Source organism: Acinetobacter johnsonii ANC 3681, assembly GCF_000368805.1.
Classification (GTDB): domain Bacteria; phylum Pseudomonadota; class Gammaproteobacteria; order Pseudomonadales; family Moraxellaceae; genus Acinetobacter; species Acinetobacter johnsonii.
In genome coordinates, this window is record NZ_KB849704.1 from 172,760 (window position 1) to 193,688 (window position 20,929).

A 20,929-nucleotide genomic window follows, 5' to 3' on the forward strand; every position below is an offset into this window, starting at 1 on the left:
GTCAATAATCTGTGTACTTTTGTAGATTTTTCATAAGATGGTTATTTGAGAGGAAACATGGCGATACACGTAATACAAAGTCAGCGTATTGATGTTCTGTTGCAAGCCATGCAAAAAACCGTCTTTAAACCGGCCAAAAATGCCTTTCAAGTGCTGCAAGCACAGCACTTTATTGTACCTTCACCTGCGGTTGAGGCGTGGCTAACGCAAAAGTTGGCAGAACAGCAGGGCATCAGTGCCAACACGCAGTTTCATCATCGTATTCGTGGTTTTCAATGGTCGGCTTATCAGTGGGTTTTGGTCGATCAAAAAGATGAGGTTCGTAAAGCCAATATTCCGCGATTGATTATTAAATGGCGTGTCTTTCAAGCCTTAAAAGAATTTATACAAGCCGAGCTGAATCCTTTAGAGGTTGCTCATCCGTTGTATCCGATTATTCAGCGGATCTATGCCAGCGCCGACCGTTTGCAACAAGGCATTGATAAACAGCTCAAAAAACAAAGCATGTTGTATTGGGTCGCGGAGCAGGTTTCACGGTTATTTAGTTTTTATATGGATTATCGTGGGCATTGCACCAAAGGCTGTCCACCGCAAAATTGCCGTTGCCAGACCAATTGGTTGCAAGCATGGGGTAAAAACCAGCCGCTCGATTTGGAGCAGATGTTTTTTAAAACTCAGCAAGAACTCAGTGCTTTTCAGCTTAATCAAGCGCATGAATTGGAAGCATGGCAACGTTGGCTCTGGCAAGTGGTCTTTCATGCTGACTTTGAACAAATTCAGCGTATTGATACTGCATTTTGGGACTTACTCGATCAAGCAGAGACCCGAGATGCTGCGCTTAAAAAGTTACCTGCGCAGCTGGTGGTATTTACGGTTTTAGATTTACCGCCAAAGCAATTGGAATTTTTACATCGATTGGGGCAATACCTCGAGATCTTTATTTTTCACTATAACCCATCACAAGAGTACTGGGCGGACAGTGTCGATCCCAACTGGAAAGCGCGTTATGACGCACGGGTGAAGCAGCGTTTTATTGAAAAAAATCCAAATGCCAATGATGCCGAGATTCAGCAGTTTTTTGATGAGTTTACCCTCAATTTTAATGCAGAAACCCGAGAGTCTCGCCATCCTTTACTGACCCGATTTGGTAAACAAGCGCGCGACCATTTCTCTTTACTTTCCAACCTTTCTTCAGGTGAAGATGGCGTATGGGCCGATGTCTTTGTTGATGAATATCCAGAAACTTTACTTGGTAAAATTCAGTCTGATGTCCTGTATTTGGTAGAACCTACGCCGCATCAGTATGCTTTGGCTGAACAAGATGATTCGATACAGATTCATGTCTGTCACTCCAGCCTTAGACAGCTTGAAGTCCTCAAAGATCAACTGACGCATTGGTTGGCTCAGGGCACGGCTGAAGCACCACGACGTCCAAGTGATATTTTAGTGTTGACGCCCAGTTTGACTGAGCTAGAACCTTTTATTCGCAGTGTTTTTGCACCTCCTCCCCATGAGCGTGAGGCTTTGCAAAAGGGCCATCAACTGAGTAAAGACAGTATTTATCTGCCGATTAAGCTGGCTGGCGTGACTCAACTCGATGCTTTAAATGCATGGCGTGCCGTACTGGGACGGATGGTCTTGGTGCGAGGACGTTTCAGTATTGAGGACTTTGCCGATTGGCTCAGTTTAAATGCAACGCAGCAACGTTATGGCTTAGACATGAATATGATCGAGCGCATGACGGAGCTGTTGATCAACGCAGGCTTTAAACGTGGATTGGATGCCGAGCATTTAAAACGTAGTCTGGCCGAAGGGGATGAAGATTATCGTTATAGTCTGAAGTTTGCCTTAGATCGTTTGGCTTTAGGCGTCGCTGTCCCAGAGCATGTGCTGTTTCATGAGACCTTAAGCTATGCCCAAGTCCAGTCGGGTGATTTTGAGCTGATTGGTGTTTTGATAGAAATCTATCAAGATTTTAAACACCGTTCCGAGTGGATGATCGCGCATGAAATTGGACAACGGACGACTGCGGAAACTTGGCTGAATCGTTTGATGGAAGATATTCGCGAGTTTGAAGCTGCGGGTGTCGAGTCTTTGGCCGCAGTGTATAAGATGGTCAAAAAACAAGAACGTATGCTGACCTTGGCGAGTTTCTATGACGAACACGACCATCATGCACTGCGCAGTTTAAGTTTACCTTTGCCTTATGTATTAGAAGAAATCCAAAAGACCTTAGAAGCGCAACTGGACTATGCCGAACCTACAGGGCAGATCACATTTAGTCAAATTGGTCAGATTCGACCTGTGCCGTATAAGTTGATCGTGATGTTGGGCTTGGACAGTGGCAAGTTTCCCAACCGCAGTGCGCATTTGCCTTTTGACCTAATGGATTTACTGAAGCCACAACTGGGGGATCGTTCCCGTTTGGAAGATGATCAAGGGGCTTTTCTAGATGCCTTGTTGTTGGCACAAGAGAACTTATGGTTATTTTATAATGGCTTTGATATCAACGATGGTGAAGTCCGTGATCCGTCTACAGTGTTGCAAGAACTGGTTCAGCATATGGCCTTTATTGTGCAGCCTGACACACAAAGCAAGAGTGTCAATGCAACGGTTGATCAGCATGGTGTGACTGTCCCTGCACAGTTGGCATCGCTGTATCATGTCCATCCTTTATTGCCTTTTGATCCGCGTGGTTTTGAGTCTGAGCACAGTGTCCGTTTTCAAGACCAATGGTTTCAAGTCGCGAAACAATTGCAACATGCATCGGGACAACGGAGCAGTTGGGTCAATACGCCTTATCCAAAATTAGAGCAAGATATTCAAGTTCTTGATAGTCAGCAGTGGATTCAGGACATCACTTTCCCTGCAAGGCTGTATCTCAAGACTTTAGGCGTGGAAAACTTAAAACCAGAAGAGGTTCCTGCAACGCAAGAACCGTTACTGCTCGATGGTTTAGGACGTTATGCCATTCGTCATTTTTTACAACAACATGAGGCAGCGGCAGATGCCAATCTTCTGATGGATCAACTGCCGATTGGTAAAGTGCAAGATGGGGTCTGGCAAATGAGCGTGCTTGAGCAGCAGCGCTTGCTGGCACGTTTACAACGCTATGCACCCGAGGCTACAGCCACGACCCAACAAGTCTGGAAAGTGAATGAACATTTACAGATCAATGTCACCCTAGCCAAATTTAGTGCTGAAAAATGGGTCAGTGTAGAAGCATCCAGTGCTCGGGCAAAGCGCCGTGCCAAAGTTTGGTTAGAGTATTTACTGTGGTTGGCTTATGTCAATTTGGGTGAGGGCGGACAGCAATATCAACGCATCGTGGTGTTTAGTGACCGAACCATTTTATGTACTGGTGTGAGTTCAAATCAGGCGCGTGAATGGCTCAAACCTTGGTTGAAAGCATGGGAGTATGCACAAACTCAGCCTTTGGTTTTACCTGCGGCCTTGTTACTGAAAATTGCAGAAAAAGATAAAACGCATGAATGGCAACTGAATGATCAGGAGCAGATGGTGATTGCGGACATGGACGCCATTTATAAAGTGTGGGAAGAAGATGGTCGCTTTAGTGGTTTTTCAATGACTGAAAATGAAGCCAATAAAGCACACCGCGACTGGCAGTTTATTTTACAAGAGCAGGATGCCAAAGCATTACTTGCCCATGCCTGCGAGCAGTTTTCTTATGAACTATATCATCCGATATTTTTGCATCAGCAAAGCCTTGAGGACTAAGTCATGAAAGCACAGTCTCAGGTCACTACATCGAACATGTCTTATCAACCCATTGCCGATATGAGTTTTCAGGGCTTACATTGGATTGAAGCTTCAGCAGGCACAGGCAAGACTTTTACTTTATCCAGTTTGATGGTACGCATTTTTCTCGGGGCCTATTTGCCGAATCAGGTCATTGCAACCACCTTCACCCGTGCTGCCGCTGCGGAGCTGAAAAGTCGCGTTCGGGCACGTTTGATTGAAACTTTACGTTATTTTGAAGGTTGTCAGAGTCTGACCGAGCGAGAAATACAGGCCAAAATAGCCGCTGAACAAGATCCGCTTTTTACCAAAGTACTCACAGATTATGCACAGCGGGTCGGTTTTGCCCAAGAGCGTTTGAAGTTGGTGATTGATCAGTTAGATGAGTTATTTGTCGGGACATTGGACAGTTTTAGTCAAAAGTTACTGCGTGAGTTTTCTTTTGAAAGTGGCAAGATTGAGCGTGCAGATATCACCGATGATGCGCAGAGTTATACTCAACAGCTTATTCATGACGTATTACGCGAGTGGATTCAAGCACAGCCGCAGCCTGTGGTGAATTATTTACTGTTAAAACAAAAATTAAAAACCGAACAAGCTTATGTGCCGATTGTTGAAAATAGTTTGAACTTTGCATCAGCACAGTTTCAACAGGTAGAAAAACCTACACTTGATTTGACACAATTTGAACAGGCCATTGATCAATTTACCACGCTGGATGTGGTGCAGATTGAAGGCTTGAAAGACTATTATGCCCCTGAGGGCCAATACCATGCGGTGTTGGGGAAGAAGTGGCGCACCGATGCTTTGATGGAGCGTATTTTATGTCAGGACTTACCTGCTTTTTTGACTGCACTGAAAGAGCAGCGGGCTTATGCCTTATTCGCACCACATTTTGAAAAAACCTTAAAACACCTGACTGACCTCGCAACAAAAAAAGTCTTAAACAAATGTGCTGTAGATGTGTTGGAACAGTTTGAGCAGCATCCTGTGTGGCGACAGGTCCGCAGTTTCTTAGAGGCATTGGCAGAGTTAGAGCTTAATTTGGATGTGTTGGATGCGTATTTGAAATATCACTTAAGTTCTGAAGTGAAAAAGCGTTTACCACAAGTGTTGCAGCAAAAGAGTGAAACGACTTTTGCCCAGCAAATTCGTACCTTGTCAGAAGCCTTACAGGGTGAACAAGGCAGGCGCTTTGCTCAGTTTGTACAGGCACGCTATCCGCTCATTTTAGTGGATGAGTTTCAAGACACTAACCAAGACCAAGATGATATGTTGGCGCGGATTTGGCGGGATGAACAGCGTTATCATCAAGGCTGTATGATTATGGTCGGTGACCCAAAACAAGCCATTTATGGCTTTCGTGGGGGTGACATGCTGACGTATAACAAAGCACGTTTAGATGTTTTGGCAAAGCAAGGTCGGCAGTATAGTTTGAAATATAACCATCGTTCTGTGCAAAAACTGGTACAGGTAGTGGATGCTTTATTTCAACGCCAACAAGACTTTGGTGAGCAGGTCTATTACCAGCCTGTAGAAGCAGGGACTCGACCACATCCTGCTTTGGTCGATGCACAGGGTGAAAACCATGTACCGCTGCGTTGGCTGTTACTTGAAGATAAAAAAAATGAAGCTCAACAAGTGGCATGGAAAATTCGTGATTTAATCAACCAAGGCATTCAACAGCAACTGTATGTGGCAGATGATCCGCCACAGTTTATGGGGGCAAATGATATCGCGGTGTTGTCGAAAAACCATGATGGCTTGGACAAAGTTCAGTTTGAACTAGAGCGTTTAGGGATTTTAGTCAACCGTCCGTCTAAACGCAGTGTGTTTGAAAGTCAGGTTGCGAAAGATGTGGGTGCGCTATTGACTGCAATGATGCATCCTTTTGATGAAGCCAAAGTTCGCCGTGCGCTTTTGAGCCGGCTGTTGGCGATAGATTTAAAACAGTTACTGGAACTGGAAAAGCAAGCCAACGGTCTGAGCCAGTTTATGGCGGATTTTGATGACATCCGCGATATGTGGATCAACAAAGGCTTTTTAAGTGCATGGCAGTACGCTTTAAACCTCTTTAAAGTGTGGAAAAACTTGGTGGCTTACCAAAGCCGAGACAACGAACGGACTGTGGTCAATCTACGGCATTTGACTGAGTTGTTGAGCCAGCATAGTGAGCAGTTCCAAGGTGCGCAGAAACTGTATCATTGGTATCTCAAACAGTTACATTTGCCTGCGGAACGTGAGTGGGAGTTGGAACGTAAACTCTCCAATGCCACAGGTGTACAGCTGATGACCATTCATCAGTCCAAAGGTCTAGAGTTTAAAATTGTGTTCTTGCTGGGTGCCGACAAAGACTTTAAGGAAATGAATAAAACCTTAAACTTTTCAACGCTGGAACAGATCAATCCGACGACAGGGCAGAGCGAGTTACAGCGCATCGTAGCGGTAAATGATGCAAATCTGTTAGACCCAGCCGCGATTGAGCAACACAATGAGCGTGCCGAAGCAGAACAGCATCGCTTATGGTACGTCGCACTGACCCGCGCCAGCCACCGCGTGTATGCCTTACTGCAAGATCAGGAATATAAATCAAATACGGCATTGGCATTTTGGCGTGGCCAAGCAGGCAGTCTGTTTGAGCACCCTGCCAGTGGTGATGAGGCGTTGCTGACTGAAAAGCCGATCCGTTTACAGCCAGCCCAGCAGCAAGAGATCATTCAGTTGCAAGCCTTGGCCTTTCCTGAACAGCGTTTTTATCCACGTTCCAAAACCAGTTTTAGTGCGTTGGCACAGCATTTGAGTCGCAAAGAGGCAATGGATGCCTTAGCGGTTTTGAGCGAGAAAGTGGGTAGTGCGGATGACGAGATTAATCATCCTGTGCTTGAGGATGTGGAGCTGAGTCAGCCTTTGGCGTGGATTAAGCGGCAGTTTCCAATGGGGACGACTGCGGGAACTTTCCTGCACGAAATTTTCGAGCATATTGACTTTCAGGATCCGCATGACTGGGGACTGGAAATTCATCGTCGTTTTAAAAATGATAGTCCCTTACTGTGGCAAGAGTTATTGGGCAAATATCAACACGAGTTTGGACAGGATGATGAAACTCAATTGGTGCAGTGGATGCAAGCGTGGTTAGCAGATGTGCTAGAAACGCCTTTGCATGCAGGTTTTCAGTTGAAGCAACTTAAAGCCGATGAACACTTGGCTGAATTTCCTTTTTATTTGTCATTGTCCGATCATGTGCTGGCGATTAAACGCATACAGGCATTGTTTCAAGAATACGGCATTGATCTGCTCGACTTAAATGAAGCCAATTCTGCTCGTTATCTGACTGGTTCGATTGACTTGGTTTATTTTGATGGTCAGCGTTATCACATCGCCGATTATAAAAGTAACTTCTTAGGGGCGGATCAGCAGAGCTACAATCATGATGCAATCCAATTGAATATGTCACATGCCAGTTATTGGTTGCAGGCGGGCTTATATTTGGTGGCTTTGCACCGTTATTTAAAAGTGAATTTGTTGGACTATGATATTGAAAAACATCTTGGTCAGGCGAGTTATCTTTATTTGAGAGGGATGAATGGGCAGCCCAATCAAGGGGTTTTAAGTTGGTATGCCAGCCCCGAGTTTATTTTAAGGCTAGATGCCATCTTGGGTTATTTTGCTGAGGATACATCTACTGAAAATCATGTAGGCAAAACTTCTGAATTAAGTGAAATTAGTCACCCATAAACAAAGAATTAAGCTGTGGATAACTTTGAGGATAACCGTGTGGAAAATGTTCATAAAGCCAGTATTGATCAGGCTGCCGTGGTAGACACATGGTTAACGCGTTGGAGTCAGTTTATTCAGCAGTCACCGTTGAGTAAAACAGGGCCCACCGAAGCGCGTAGTGAAATGATTCAACAGGTCCTTGAAGCCATGCTACGCGGTGAGAGTTGTATCTCGGTTGCAGCTGAAGCCGTCACAGTCTTAGATGATTTGGTCATGGATGAACAGCAGGCACAGCAACAAAAAGCGCCGTTTGTTTACGATCAGCAGCAATTATATTTGTATCGTTATTGGACTTTAGAGCAGTCCTTGGCCGAGCAAGTAGCACGGTTAAAACTGCAAAACTTAACGCAAGTGGATATTTCAGCTTATGCCCATTTGCTTGAAGACCCCTATCAAAAGCAAGCTTTGACGATGGTGGCTGAGCAGGCGTTGAGTATTATTACAGGTGGTCCGGGCACAGGGAAAACCTATACCTTGGCACGGATTATTGCGGTGCTCAAGCAAAGTCTACCTGATATTCGTATTGCGATGGCTGCACCGACAGGTAAGGCGGCGCAGCGGATGAAAGAAGCCCTGCAGAACTCTTTTCAGGATGAAAAGTTACAAGACTTAGTTGCCCCAGATTTGAAAAACTTAAATCCTGTGACGTTACATCGACTTTTGGGCCTAGGGAATACGCAGAAACCGCGTTTTCATAGCAGACAACCTTTACCTTATGATGTAATTGTCGTTGATGAAGCATCCATGCTGGATTTAAATTTGGCGCAGATGCTTTTTGCTGCCATGCCGAATCAAGCCCGTTTGATTTTATTGGGAGATGCCGATCAGTTAGCTTCGGTCGATGTTGGCTCTGTGCTCGCCGATCTACAACAGGTTCCAGCTTTGGCTGAAAATAGAGTCAATTTGGTCAATAGCCGTCGTTTCAAATCAGATGCACGAATTGGCAAGTTGGCACAATTTATTCAAGAGCAATCTTGTTTTGACTTAATGACGCATCCTGCCGAAAAACAGAGCGTATTGCACAATTTTCAACAGCAAGTGGTACATGCCACGACGTTGAAGGCGGTTGAGTTGGATCAGGTCAAGGTCGATTATTTACAACTCGAATTGTTGCCTGAGCAGGCTTTATCTGCAGAGCAGTTGCAGCATTATTATGATCTGCTGATGCTTGGCTTTCAGGGCTATGTCGAGGCTTTAAAGCAATATCAGCAAAATCCTAATGAGTCTCTCGTGCCCAAAGTGATTCATCATTTTGATGATTACCGTATTTTAGCCGCCATGCGTCATGGCCATTTCGGCCTAAAACAGCTCAATCTACAAATCGAGCAGCGTCTATTGGAACAATCAAAACAAATCAAACAAGGCGAATGGTACTTGGGACGTCCGGTGATGATGACCTATAACGACTATCAGTTGGGCTTGTCAAATGGTGATATTGGCCTGTGTTTACAGCGCGTTCAACAAGGTAAGTTGCAGTTTGAGGTGTATTTCCCCAGTCTGGATAAATGGGTAGCCGCGACACGATTACCCAAAAATATTGAAACGGCTTTTGCACTGACCATTCACAAATCTCAAGGCTCTGAGTTCACCCATACCGCGGTGGTGTTAGATCGGCAGGCTGAAAAATTACTCAGTAAAGAGTTGATTTATACCGCAATTACGCGAGCGAAAAAAGTGGTCAGTTTACTGGTCGATGCCGATGCATTCGTACATGCTATGGTGACTCGAACCACCCGAGAAAGTGGTCTATCAAGAAAAATTAATCAACAAATTCAATTGTGAAGATTTAATAAATAAATAGGAGCTTTGTACGAAATGGCTTACAAGGATTCAGGAGATTTGCGCATAGAGCTTTGCTGAGGATTTTGAGAAGATGGCTTCACATAAAGAGCTCAACACGGAATGTTGAGTATAATCGCAAAAAGATAATAATAACGTCAGTAGACAGCGAACTTACAGTGAAGTAGGTGAAAGAGGAAACTTACAGCCGCTAAGCCTTGTAGTTTTGGGAGAGACTACAAGGCTTTTTTATATCTGCTAAATTGGCATAATATGACAAAAAATAGCCAATCATTTATCGAAATACAAATACATTAATATATGAACGGTTGGGTAGATATTGGTGCAATATATTGTGGTTTGTAACTTTTAATTAATTTATTAAGTATTTGTTTTTTATCGAATTGAATGTAATTTATTGAATTTTAGAATGTGCTTTAGGTTCAATTGTGGAGAAATTGAGAGTTTAATGTAAGCAATCGCTTACATGGAGATGAGCAAAATGCGACTTTTATCTTTAGCTCTGTGTGGCAAAATGTGTCACATAAGGACGTAAATAATTAAACATGGAATGTTTAATAGAAGACGCGGAAAAGCGCATTATTATAATGATAACCAAAACAACAAGAACAAAAATAAAAGAACACTACAGCGCAAAAAAGCCCAAGTTTACTTGGGCTTTTTTTTATGCTCAGACTAAATCTGTTTCACTTCGATCAGTTGCAAATAAGGAGCGACGTTGGTGCTTTAAGATTTTGGGACAATGTTTTGAGATTTGATAAAGCGTTTTCGCTAAAGCCGGTAAGTGGGTCCCGACGACGGACTTTCCTGTGGTTAACAGAGATACACTAATATCACGTTCTGGATCGGCCCAGCAGAGAATATTGGAAAACCCGAGATGTCCAAAGGCTTGCCCAGTCATGGGTCCAAATAATCCAATAGGATTACTCCCTAACATTGGGCCTAAGGCATAACGCATCGGGACTAATAATGTCCGATCTAAACTGACTCCTGATGTGGCCAATGTCGAGCGAAATACCGTTTGGGCACTCATGATTTGTTTGTCTTGGTATTCGCCACCACTCAAGAGCATTTCAAAGAAACGTCCAGCTTGTTCGGCACTGGTATAAATATTGCCCGCTGGACAAATCGTGTCCATAAAGCGCGCATCATTGGTCACATCGACGGCCAACTGTAAACCACCACCCAGTACCCGATTGAGATAATGGTCTGTTCCTAAACGTGGATGTAGACCTGTGGCATAGTTTAAAGCGACATCCGCTCGATACTCAGGTTTTAGACCATAGTTAAAGTAATCTAATCCCATGGGTTTTTCGATATTTTCGGCAAGAAATTCGCGGGCTGTTTGACCTGTTACCCGCTTGATAATTTCCCCTAAAATATAACCTGACGTCACGGCGTGATACGCCAGATGTGTGCCTGAGGCTGAAACGGGTTGTGCCGCATAAAGACGTTCTAAAATTTGATCTTGATTAAACAACAGTTCAGGCGTGACTTTACTGTCAATGCGAGGAATGCCACCACGATGAGCGAGTAAATGGAAAATGGTGGCACGACGTTTACCGTTTACGCCATATTCGGGAATATAGTGGCTAATCGGATCGAGTAAATTCAGATCACCGCGTTCATCCAACATATGAATCAGCATGGCTGTAACGATTTTAGAGGCGGAAAATAAGCAAACTGGGGTATCAGGTGTGCCAATTTTCGCATCTGCCGCTAAACCATCGGGTGAGTTGCCTTGCGCATAACCAATGCTGCGATTTAACAATATTTGTCCCTGACGACGTAAACAGAGGCTGATGAAAGGGTAGTTTCCTGTTTTATATAGGGACTCTACACTGGCCCAAATGCTTTGAATTTGTGCGTCATTCATGCCACCCAAGGTAGCAGAGACCTCATCTTTAGAACGAATCACGTGGTTGAGGTCATGGGGGACATAACAGGTATTGGCAGATAAAATTTTCACAAATTTCTCTCTATTTTTCGTTTTTATTAGGTCTGAGTCTGATATTGAAAATCAGGATTGTCATTATTGTGCATGATTTGTGCAAAGCCGTCAGTTGCTGAATTGACTGCGAACATAAAACATTTTTGCAATATAGCGCTAGATCCCTTAAAATAATGCCTTGCTGTAGTGATGCACGGCAGTCAACTTGGTTTTGAAGAATCAATTTGATTTGTATCAAATGTAACTTATAAGCATCTCGGAGAAATCGAATGGCTTTAACAAACGCAGATCGCGCAGAGATCATTGCTAAATTTGCTCGCGCTGAAAACGACACTGGTTCACCAGAAGTTCAAGTAGCTCTTTTAACTGCTCAAATCAATGATTTACAAGGTCACTTCAAAGAGCACAAACACGACCACCATAGCCGTCGCGGTCTTATCCGTATGGTTAACCAACGTCGTAAGCTTCTTGATTACCTTAAAGGTAAAGACGCTACTCGTTACAGCGACTTGATTGCTGCTTTAGGTTTACGTCGTTAATTCGATTAAACTTTTATTTTCGGACTATCGCATTTTGAATGCTTTATTACTGAAAAAGAAAGTCTACCTTGCTTCTGTGAGGTAATGGGGAAGGGGCGAATGTTTCGCTCCTTCTTTGTGTCTTAAAATCATATTTTTAGTCTCTGGTGAGGTCGGCTTCTAAGCTTTGTCATTTATACAGTTGCCTGAAATGGCGATGTGAATGCCAAACCTTAGGGGTCTCCACTAGAATAAAAATCAGGAAAGAAAAATACATGTCTATGTTTAATATTATTCGTAAAGAATTCCAATATGGTCAACACACGGTTGTTTTAGAAACTGGTCGTGTTGCTCGTCAAGCAAACACTGTTGTGATCACCATGGGTGGTGTACAGGTTCTTGTTGCAATCGTTGCTCAACCAAAAGCAAAAGCAGGCCAAGACTTCTTCCCGTTGACTGTTAACTACCAAGAAAAACAATATGCTGCAGGTCGTATCCCAGGTGGTTACGGTAAGCGTGAAGGTCGTCAGTCTGAAGCTGAAACTTTAATTTCACGTCTTATTGACCGTCCAATCCGTCCATTGTTCCCAGAAGGTTTCTACAACGAAATCCAAGTAACAGCGACTGTTATTTCTTCTGACAAAACCATGGAAGGTGATATCGCTGCAATGTTGGGTGCTTCAGCTGCGATGTCTATTGCTGGTGTTCCATTTGCAGGCCCAATCGCAGGCGCACGTGTTGGTTTAATCAACGGTGAATACATCCTTAACCCAACTTTAGAACAGCTTAAAGAATCTGATCTTGACCTTGTGGTTGCAGGTACTGAAGCTGCTGTATTGATGGTTGAATCTGAAGCGAAAGAACTTTCTGAAGACCAAATGTTAGGCGCTGTACTTTTCGGTCATGACGAAATGCAAATCGCAATTCAAGCGATTAAAGAATTTGCTGCTGCTGCGGGTGCGGTTGAATCAACTTGGGTTGCGCCAGTTAAAAATGAAGAGCTTCTTGGCAAATTGAAAGATGCATTTGAAGCGAAAATCTCTGAAGCGTATACCATTGCTGTTAAGCAAGACCGTTACGCAGCATTAGATGCACTTCACGTAGAAGCTGTTGCTCAGTTCGTTCCTGAAAATGATGAAACTGGCATTGCTGCTGAAGTTGACGAATTATTCGAAGATTTGAAATACCGTACGGTACGTGACAACATCTTGTCTGGTAAACCACGTATTGATGGTCGTGACACGAAAACTGTTCGTGCCATTGATGTTCAAGTGGGCGTATTAGGCCGTGCACACGGTTCTGCATTATTCACACGTGGTGAAACTCAAGCATTGGTAACTACCACTTTAGGTAATACCCGTGATGCGTTGATGGTTGATACCCTAGCTGGTACTAAAACTGACAACTTCATGTTGCACTACAACTTCCCTGCATACTCTGTCGGTGAAACAGGTCGTGAATCTGGTCCTAAGCGTCGTGAAATCGGTCACGGTCGTTTGGCGCGTCGTGGTGTTCAAGCGGTTCTTCCTGCAGCTGACCGCTTCCCGTACGTGATTCGTATCGTATCGGATATTACTGAATCAAACGGTTCATCTTCAATGGCTTCTGTATGTGGTGCTTCATTATCACTTATGGATGCAGGTGTTCCATTGAAAGCGCCAGTTGCAGGTATTGCAATGGGTCTAGTGAAAGAAGGCGAGCGTTTCGCAGTTCTTTCTGACATCTTAGGTGACGAAGATCACTTAGGTGACATGGACTTTAAAGTAGCCGGTTCTGCGAACGGTATTACTGCACTTCAAATGGATATCAAGATTGAAGGTATCACTGAAGAAATCATGGAAGCGGCATTGAACCAAGCGTATGCGGGTCGTATGCATATCTTGAACGAAATGAACCAAGTGATTTCACGTGCTCGCCCTGAAATTTCAATGCATGCACCGACATTCCAAGTGATCAACATCAACCCAGACAAGATCCGTGATGTAATCGGTAAAGGTGGTGCGACGATTCGTGCAATCACTGAAGAAACCAAAGCTGCAATTGATATTGAAGACAACGGTACTGTTCGTGTATTTGGTGAAACCAAAGCTGCTGCTGCTGCTGCTGTTGCAAAAATCCAAGCACTGACTGCTGAAATTGAGCCGGGTACAATTTACGTCGGTAAGGTCATTCGTATCGTTGAATTCGGTGCGTTTGTAAACATTCTTCCAGGTACTGATGGCTTACTTCACATTTCACAAATCTCGAACGAGCGTATTGCAAACGTGGCAGATGTGTTGAAAGAAGGCCAAGAAATTAAGGTACAAGTTGCGGATGTAGACAACCGTGGTCGTATCAAATTGACGATGAAAGATATCGAACAAGTTTAATCTCTTGTCAATTCACATGGTTTTTGCCATGTGAATTGAGTTGTCTTAGAAAAGCCTTGAGCTTGGCCAATTTAAACTTTGGCTTGCTCAGGGCTTTTTTTATGGCATCATGCTGGCTAAGACAGACAATAATAAATGAGATATGCAAAGCTATTATTTCTATCAACATCCCACCGCACAGCATACTTATGTGCAGAAACAGCCGATTGCAGAGCAGGAAGCCGAGTTTATTTGGGTGGAGTGTAGCCGTGACGATGTGGTCAATCGGGCAGAACATTGGCAGCAGGATATTTATGCGGCAACGGGACTGTGGATGAATGAATATCATCTGCGTGACATTCTAAATTTAGAACATCCTTGTGCCTTTGACACTTTGGAAGATTACGACTTGCTGATCTTTCGTAAGCTGATCACACCTGATGATCAAATCAAGCTTGATACGCAAGCGGCTGAAAAACATGAACGGGTCTTTGGTCTGGCGACGACCCCGATTAGCTTTATGCTTACGCCGCAAGTCTTGATTACGGTTAGAGAGCAGGGCAATAAAGAAGTTGAAAGCTATATTCAGCGTATGGAAACGGTGTTGAGCCGTCCGATTGAAGAACATAATAAACCACGAAAACTACCCGCAACGCCTTTAGATTTGACCTTGAGACTGCTCAATAACATGGTGGATGGTTATCTTGATTTACGTGTTCCGCTGACGCGTCGAGTGGAGTTTTGGCAGCAAGAGCTTTTACAAGGCCATCGTCGTTTTACCAAGTGGCATCAACTGTTGCAAGAGAATATGGCTTTCCAACAAGTGGAAAATTTGTGCGAAGAACAAATCGAAACTTTGCAGGAATTACGCGATGAAATTGTCGATAATTATTCGCACTTGAAAGGGAAAAAACGTAGCGAAAAACAAGACATCATGTTGGTACGTGTCGATGATTTAACCAGTCATATTGAACGTATTCAAAAGCATACCATTCGCTTGAGAAATGCAGTGCAAGCAGCTATCGATCTACATTTTTCAGCCATTGCCAATCAAACTAATGAAAATATGCGGATTTTAGCCATTATTACCGCGATTTTTGCACCACTGACCTTACTGACAGGGGTGTATGGTATGAACTTCGAGTTTATTCCTGGACTGAAGTCTCCAACAGGGTTTTGGATCATGTTGGGCATCATGTTAATGACGACATTGATTCTGCTGTATTATTTTTATAGACGTCATTTGGTCGGGCGTGGCGAAAAAAGTGTCATTGATATGTTGGCACAACAGCATGCGGATCAACATATGAATTTGTTTTGGTTCATCGATTATGAGCCGATCAAGCAAACCGTGAAGGGCACCATCAAAGATTTAGAGAAAATCACCAAATTAAAATAATTCGGTGATTTTCCGCATAGACCATTAAAGCAAATGGGCTTTAAGGTGTTTCTTTACATGCCGACGCTATCGTTGTTCAATTTATTATTCGGATATGTGGGCGTCGCAGGGAGATTTAATTTAAGAGGTTTTTAACTGGGCTCCTTTTAAAATCCGATAAAGCTGATCTTTAATGAACAACTTTTTGCGTTTGAGGGGCTCAATCTCTCCACGATGAATCCTGACAGGGTCTTGTTCGAGTAAACAAATTTCCTGATCGAGAGCTTCATGGTCGTCAAACATTTTAGAAAAATGCGGATTGTCTTCTCTAAGCTGTTGAATCATGTCTCGGTATTCAGGAAACATGAGCTTAGTCTTTTTATTACAAACTTTGAGTTTCATGGTTGCCGTCTAATCCTCTTATTCAAAAATAAAAAAAAGAAAGAAAGGCATGCGCCCATCTTTCTTTATAGAACTAGTGTTGAGTCGTTTGAACTGGGTCAGTGAGATGTAAATGTTTTACTTCACGACGAAGTTTTTGAACTTCCTCAATCAAATCCAGCATCATTGCGACTGCAGTAAAGCTGGCATCAAAGTCACGTTGTAAGCGATAGGCTCGCCGTGCACGTGAGACATCATCACCAAAAAATTGGTGAATGCGGTTATCGGGTCGGTTAGGCAGAATGTCATATTCCAACAGCTGTAAAACCCATTCAGGACTTTGTCCGCAGGCTTCAGCAAAATGCTTTAAATCAAAGCTATGTTGTTCATCAACAATTTCAGCGTGTCGACATCCGTCTAAAATAATTTCACGATATTGAATAGTCGTCATAATTTTCTCCTTAAGACTGACGCGGCTTAAAGTGAGGGAAGGCTTCAGCAAAGGCTTGGTAAGCTTGCTGTTCTTGCTCACTCTGCGCAGGAGGTTGAACAATGTTTAAAATTAAATATAAATGTCCTGCCGTTTTGGCTGGAATCCCCTGATCTTTTAAACGGAGTTGCTGTCCCGTTTTGGTATTTTTCGGAATTTGAATTTGTAATGTCCGACCATTAGGTAGCGCGGCAGTAATGCTTTGCCCCAAAGCAGCTTCCCAAGGACTAATATTCAGTTGGTGATAGACATCAACCCCTTCAACGCGTGTGGTCTCCGTATCTTTGTAATAAATTTCGATATACAGGTCGCCATTTTCACCGCCCTGAATACCTGACTGTCCTTGACCACTTAAGCGAATTTGTTGCCCTTCTTTCATGCCTTTGGGGATTTTAACTTCCAGCGTTTTACGCTGAATTTCTGCTTCACCATAAGCATTTAAAGTGGGAATCTGTAAGGTAATGGTTTGGGTGGTACCGTGGAATCCAACCTCAAGATCGACCTCTAAACGCGCATGTTGGTCTTCGCCTTTATGGCGAGTGCTATTTTGGCGTTGATATTGATAGTTTGATCCTCCAAAACCTGAACCAAAACGGCCAAATAAGTCTTCAAACCCTGAAAAATCATGTGTCTGTTGTCCGCCTTGGGCGTTCCGAAATACTTCTTCAAAACCGCCAAAGCCTGCATTGGGGTTGAATTGCTGTGAGCCTTGTGGATGATCGAGTTCAAAGTCATATTCTGCTTTTTTTGTTTCATCACTTAAGGTGTCATAGGCGACATTCAATTCTTGCATACGTGCTTCAGCATCAGGCTCCTTACTGACATCGGGATGATACTTACGTGCCAATTTTCGATAGGCTTTTTTAATTTGTTCGGCGGTCGCATCTCGCGTTAAACCGAGTATTTCATAATGGTTCTTCGGCATAAATAAGATTAAATAAATTGATTAAGTTTTAATCATTATTCAGCCTTTCAGCAGATTTCAACAGTAAAGATATGTTCCTTATTGTTTCAAAACATGACAAGAAAAAAGCCCCGATGAAAGGGGCTTTGATGGATGAGGGATACTTAATATTTGACCCATGTGATGTTGCGTCCACCGCCATTTTCGGTCGACGTTCCTCGAATTCGTAAGTGCTTACCATTGTTGCTGAGTCGTGCATATGCGTCATAACGTAACCCTGTGAAAGGGTCGAGGAACTGTCCATGGCTATAGGTCGAATCTTTGGCATTGTCTAACTGCAAATGGCTGAGCGTTGTCATGCCGACAATGGGCTGATTTTTATGGATACCATCACACTTGCTACAGTTTTCTATTTTTACCGCACCTGGAATTTCACGCGTACTTACGATGACTGCTTTATAGCTATTGTTTTTGTCTTTTTCAATCATGACATCACTGAGAGAGTATCCTGTTTTATCATCGATAGTTTTCCATTTTCCGACCAAAGGATCAGTTGCTGCAAAACTGGAGAAGGCACATAAACTGCTGAGTACGAAAAGACTGCAAGAAAATTTCATGATGATAAAACCCCAATGGAAGAGAAAAATAAAGACATATAAAAATTATGGGTTTATTTATAACGAAATTTAAGCGGTGTGACCAGTGAAATATCTATGAATAAAAGTGATGAATCATTTGAATTATCTTATTTTTATGAGAACAAAGGCATAAAAAAAGAGCAGTTCAGCTGCTCTTTTTTTATTGCACATGACGTGCTTAGCTTAAGTGTTCACCAAATAAACCCAAGGCTTCTTCTGCACTAAAGCTGTATTGTGTGTTACAGAACTGGCAGTCCATGGTAATCGGGTTTTGATGTTCTAGCGTTTCACGAACGGCTTCGGCGCCAATTTGTTCAAGCGCTTGAGCACAACGTTCTTTAGAACAGGTACAGCCAAATTTCAGTACTTCAACTTCAGGCAAGCGTACTTCTTCTTCGTTGTATAAACGGTAAAGAATTTCACTGGATTCTAAATCGGTTAACTCTTCGATTTTGAGCGTTTCAGTTAACATGGTCAGACGTGGCCATAAGTCTTGGTCGACACGTTCTTGTTCCTCTTCACTGTTACGTGGTAACAGCTGAATGAGTAAACCGCCAGCACGTTGGGCTGAACTGGCCAAAACGATACGCGTTGGAATTTGGGCAGACAGGTCATAGTACTGCATTAAACAACCCGCAAGATTTGGCTTGTCTAAAGCCACAATCCCTTGATAACGCTCACCAAATTCTGGCTCAATATTAATAAATAGTACAGGGCTAATGAGGGTGCTCAATACTGTACTGCTGCTGTCGGCAGCATTAAAGCGTGGATCTGCTTCATAATCCGCCAAGGCACGTACTTCACCAAGGTGGTTACATTCAGCCATGGCCCATTTGAAACTACCTGAAGCCTGAATTTGTAAACTAATACGGCCTTTAATTTTTAAAGTACTGGCAAGTAATGCCGTGGCACTAAGCATTTCACCTAACAGCACTTGGACTGCAGGTGCATAATCACGCTGCGCTAATATGGTTTGTAGGGTTTCTTCTAGATGAACCACTTCACCACGAACAGGACTATCTTCAATATAAAAGCGTTGACGCAAATCAGACATAAATTTCTCCAATATCCTGTCTTAATGGTGACGATATTGTAAAACACAAGTCATTTTACTTCATCCCGTGTGACATCTATTCGGTCATGTTGTAACTCGCGTTGTAGGTCAACGCCAACAGGACTTTGACGGAGCTGCGTATCACTTTCAAATAAGTGTTCTAATTCGGCTAGAGCATTACGATGTGTTTCATAGACCTTCTGTTCGTCGTTATAAATACTTTGCTGCTGTGCGAGCAGTTTTTCATCATAATCGCGAAATAACTCAATGCTCTTATAAGCATCTTGTTCTGCAATTCCGAGATTACGCAGAGCAAAATAGGCCATCCCTAAAGACGATAAATAGGTTTCACGCCAAATATGCTCTACCCCCAAGTCACGCAACAAATGCACATGATGTCGGTCACGGGCACGGACCAGCAAGTTTAAATCTGGATAATTGAGCCGGATATGGCGTGCCACATTCATCGAGTCTTCAATATCATCAATGGCTAATACAAACACTTTGGCATGTTCGATACCGGCTGCACGCAGGATATCGGGTTGAGTGGCATCACCATAGTAGAGTTTGCCGCCATAGTTGCGAACGAAATCGACCTTGTCGATATTGCTGTCAATCGCCGTGAAGGTTTGGTGCTGTAAGTGAACCAGTCGTGCCACAATTTGGCCGACACGGCCAAAGCCAGCAATGATCATCGGGTTATGCTGTTCAGGAATCTCATCATAGACAGGTGTAGTTTCTTTCTCGAATAGAGGCACCACCCACGAACTCATTAGCCAGTACAGAATAGGCGTTAGAATCATCGACAACGTCACGATCAAATTGATCGGCTCTAAAATGGCTTGCGTAATCACGTGTTCACTCATGGCAACATTGAGCACCACAAAAGCAAATTCACCGCCTTGTGCCAAACAGGTTGCCAGCATCAAACTATTTCGCCATGAAAACTCGAAGTAGCGGGCGATGGCCGTTAAGGCCAGCAGTTTGACCAACATCAGCAATAATGCACCGCCAATAATCAGACTTGGGTTTTCCCACAGCAGCGAAACTTGCGTGCTCATCCCGACGGTCATGAAAAATAGACCGAGAAGTAGACCTTTAAATGGTGCAATACTGGCTTCCAGTTCATGACGGAATTCAGAGTCAGCAAGTAACACCCCAGTTAAAAATGCGCCCAAGGTGGTACTGATGCCTAATATATCCATCAGCGCGACCACGCCTAAGACAATAAACAAACCGACTGCAGTAATCAGTTCGTGCGCGCCACTTTTGGCCACAAAGCGGAAAAAAGGGCGCATGAGGTAGCGGCTAAATAAAAACAAGCCTGTAAAGGTAGCAACAATCGCTGCAAAGTAGGCCACGCCATGATGGGTTGAGTTTGTTCCCGCAAGGAGGGGGATAATCGCAATCAGCGGAATCGCGGCAATATCTTGAAAGAGTAAAATGGAAAAGGACTGCTGACCAAAAGTGGTATTGAGCTGCTGTTTTTCGCTGAGCAGTTGCAACACAAATGCGGTGGAGGAGAGGGCAAGGGCAAAACCAATCACGACACTGGCTGCAATCTGTTGTTGCAGGGCAAAAAAGACGATGCATGCCAGTAGCACGCCACAGAGCATCACTTGTAAACTGCCCATCACAAAAATGGATTTACGCATTTCCCATAAACGTTGCGGGCGAAGTTCGAGTCCAATAATGAACATCAAGAAAATCACGCCGTATTCAGCGAGTTTATGAATGTCTTCAGGGTCATGGACGACATTGAATACACTGGGACCGAGTAAGATGCCTGTAAATAAATAGCCGAGTACCGTGGCAATCCCCAGCCGTTTGGCCAACGGAACGATCATCAGTGCCGCAGCCAAAAAGAGGGTGATTTGAAGCAGTAGAGACATTGCCCTGTCCTAAATTTTTTTCTTTATGTTGGAAGTTTA

General features: G+C 43.5%; 13 protein-coding genes. 6 read left to right on the forward strand and 7 right to left on the reverse strand.

The window, feature by feature from the left end:
* Positions 1-57 precede the first annotated feature (57 nt).
* The 3 genes from F946_RS03070 to recD are packed head-to-tail and all read left to right on the forward strand — an operon-like array spanning position 58 to position 9,318.
* On the forward strand, positions 58-3,738 hold the full coding sequence (locus F946_RS03070) for an exodeoxyribonuclease V subunit gamma (protein ID WP_004978796.1): 3,681 nt from the start codon (positions 58-60) through the stop codon (positions 3,736-3,738).
* Positions 3,739-3,741: 3 nt separating this feature from the next.
* Positions 3,742-7,494, forward strand: a complete 3,753-nt coding sequence (locus tag F946_RS03075; protein WP_004978797.1) for a UvrD-helicase domain-containing protein — start codon at positions 3,742-3,744, stop codon at positions 7,492-7,494.
* Positions 7,495-7,533: 39 nt separating this feature from the next.
* On the forward strand, positions 7,534-9,318 hold the full coding sequence (gene recD, locus F946_RS03080) for an exodeoxyribonuclease V subunit alpha (protein WP_004978799.1): 1,785 nt from the start codon (positions 7,534-7,536) through the stop codon (positions 9,316-9,318).
* Positions 9,319-10,006: 688 nt separating this feature from the next.
* On the opposite strand, the gene F946_RS03085 is transcribed toward recD, so the two are convergent.
* The gene (locus F946_RS03085) at positions 10,007-11,305 is read right to left on the reverse strand and encodes a serine hydrolase domain-containing protein (protein WP_004978802.1); all 1,299 of its coding nucleotides are present in this window, start codon (positions 11,303-11,305) and stop codon (positions 10,007-10,009) included.
* 251 nt (positions 11,306-11,556) lie between these two features.
* Here F946_RS03085 and rpsO point away from each other — a divergent pair, with 251 nt between their 5' ends.
* The 3 genes from rpsO to F946_RS03100 all read left to right on the forward strand — a co-directional run bounded on the left by rpsO (position 11,557) and on the right by F946_RS03100 (position 15,552).
* Positions 11,557-11,826 carry a 30S ribosomal protein S15 gene (rpsO, locus tag F946_RS03090; RefSeq protein WP_004692669.1) on the forward strand — a complete coding sequence of 90 codons (270 nt, stop codon included), beginning with the start codon at positions 11,557-11,559 and terminating at the stop codon, positions 11,824-11,826.
* A gap of 260 nt (positions 11,827-12,086) precedes the next feature.
* The gene (gene pnp / locus F946_RS03095) at positions 12,087-14,174 is read left to right on the forward strand and encodes a polyribonucleotide nucleotidyltransferase (protein WP_171054252.1); all 2,088 of its coding nucleotides are present in this window, start codon (positions 12,087-12,089) and stop codon (positions 14,172-14,174) included.
* Between the two features lie 142 nt (positions 14,175-14,316).
* Positions 14,317-15,552, forward strand: a complete 1,236-nt coding sequence (locus F946_RS03100) for a magnesium transporter CorA family protein (RefSeq protein ID WP_004978806.1) — start codon at positions 14,317-14,319, stop codon at positions 15,550-15,552.
* 120 nt (positions 15,553-15,672) lie between these two features.
* On the opposite strand, the gene F946_RS03105 is transcribed toward F946_RS03100, so the two are convergent.
* From F946_RS03105 to F946_RS03130, 6 genes are all read right to left on the reverse strand, one after another.
* On the reverse strand, positions 15,673-15,933 hold the full coding sequence (locus tag F946_RS03105) for an HP1242/YdcH family protein (RefSeq protein ID WP_004692664.1): 261 nt from the start codon (positions 15,931-15,933) through the stop codon (positions 15,673-15,675).
* A 73-nt stretch (positions 15,934-16,006) separates the two neighbouring features.
* The gene (locus F946_RS03110; RefSeq protein ID WP_004978810.1) at positions 16,007-16,363 is read right to left on the reverse strand and encodes a chaperone modulator CbpM; all 357 of its coding nucleotides are present in this window, start codon (positions 16,361-16,363) and stop codon (positions 16,007-16,009) included.
* 10 nt (positions 16,364-16,373) lie between these two features.
* A complete protein-coding gene (locus F946_RS03115; RefSeq protein ID WP_004978812.1) occupies positions 16,374-17,327 on the reverse strand; it encodes a DnaJ C-terminal domain-containing protein in 954 nt (317 codons plus the stop codon).
* Between the two features lie 143 nt (positions 17,328-17,470).
* A complete protein-coding gene (locus F946_RS03120) occupies positions 17,471-17,923 on the reverse strand; it encodes a DUF2147 domain-containing protein (protein WP_004978814.1) in 453 nt (150 codons plus the stop codon).
* A 199-nt stretch (positions 17,924-18,122) separates the two neighbouring features.
* A complete protein-coding gene (gene hslO, locus F946_RS03125; protein WP_004978815.1) occupies positions 18,123-18,998 on the reverse strand; it encodes an Hsp33 family molecular chaperone HslO in 876 nt (291 codons plus the stop codon).
* 50 nt (positions 18,999-19,048) lie between these two features.
* Complete coding sequence (locus F946_RS03130; RefSeq protein ID WP_004978817.1) at positions 19,049-20,890, reverse strand: monovalent cation:proton antiporter-2 (CPA2) family protein; 1,842 nt, start codon at positions 20,888-20,890, stop codon at positions 19,049-19,051.
* Positions 20,891-20,929: the final 39 nt, after the last annotated feature.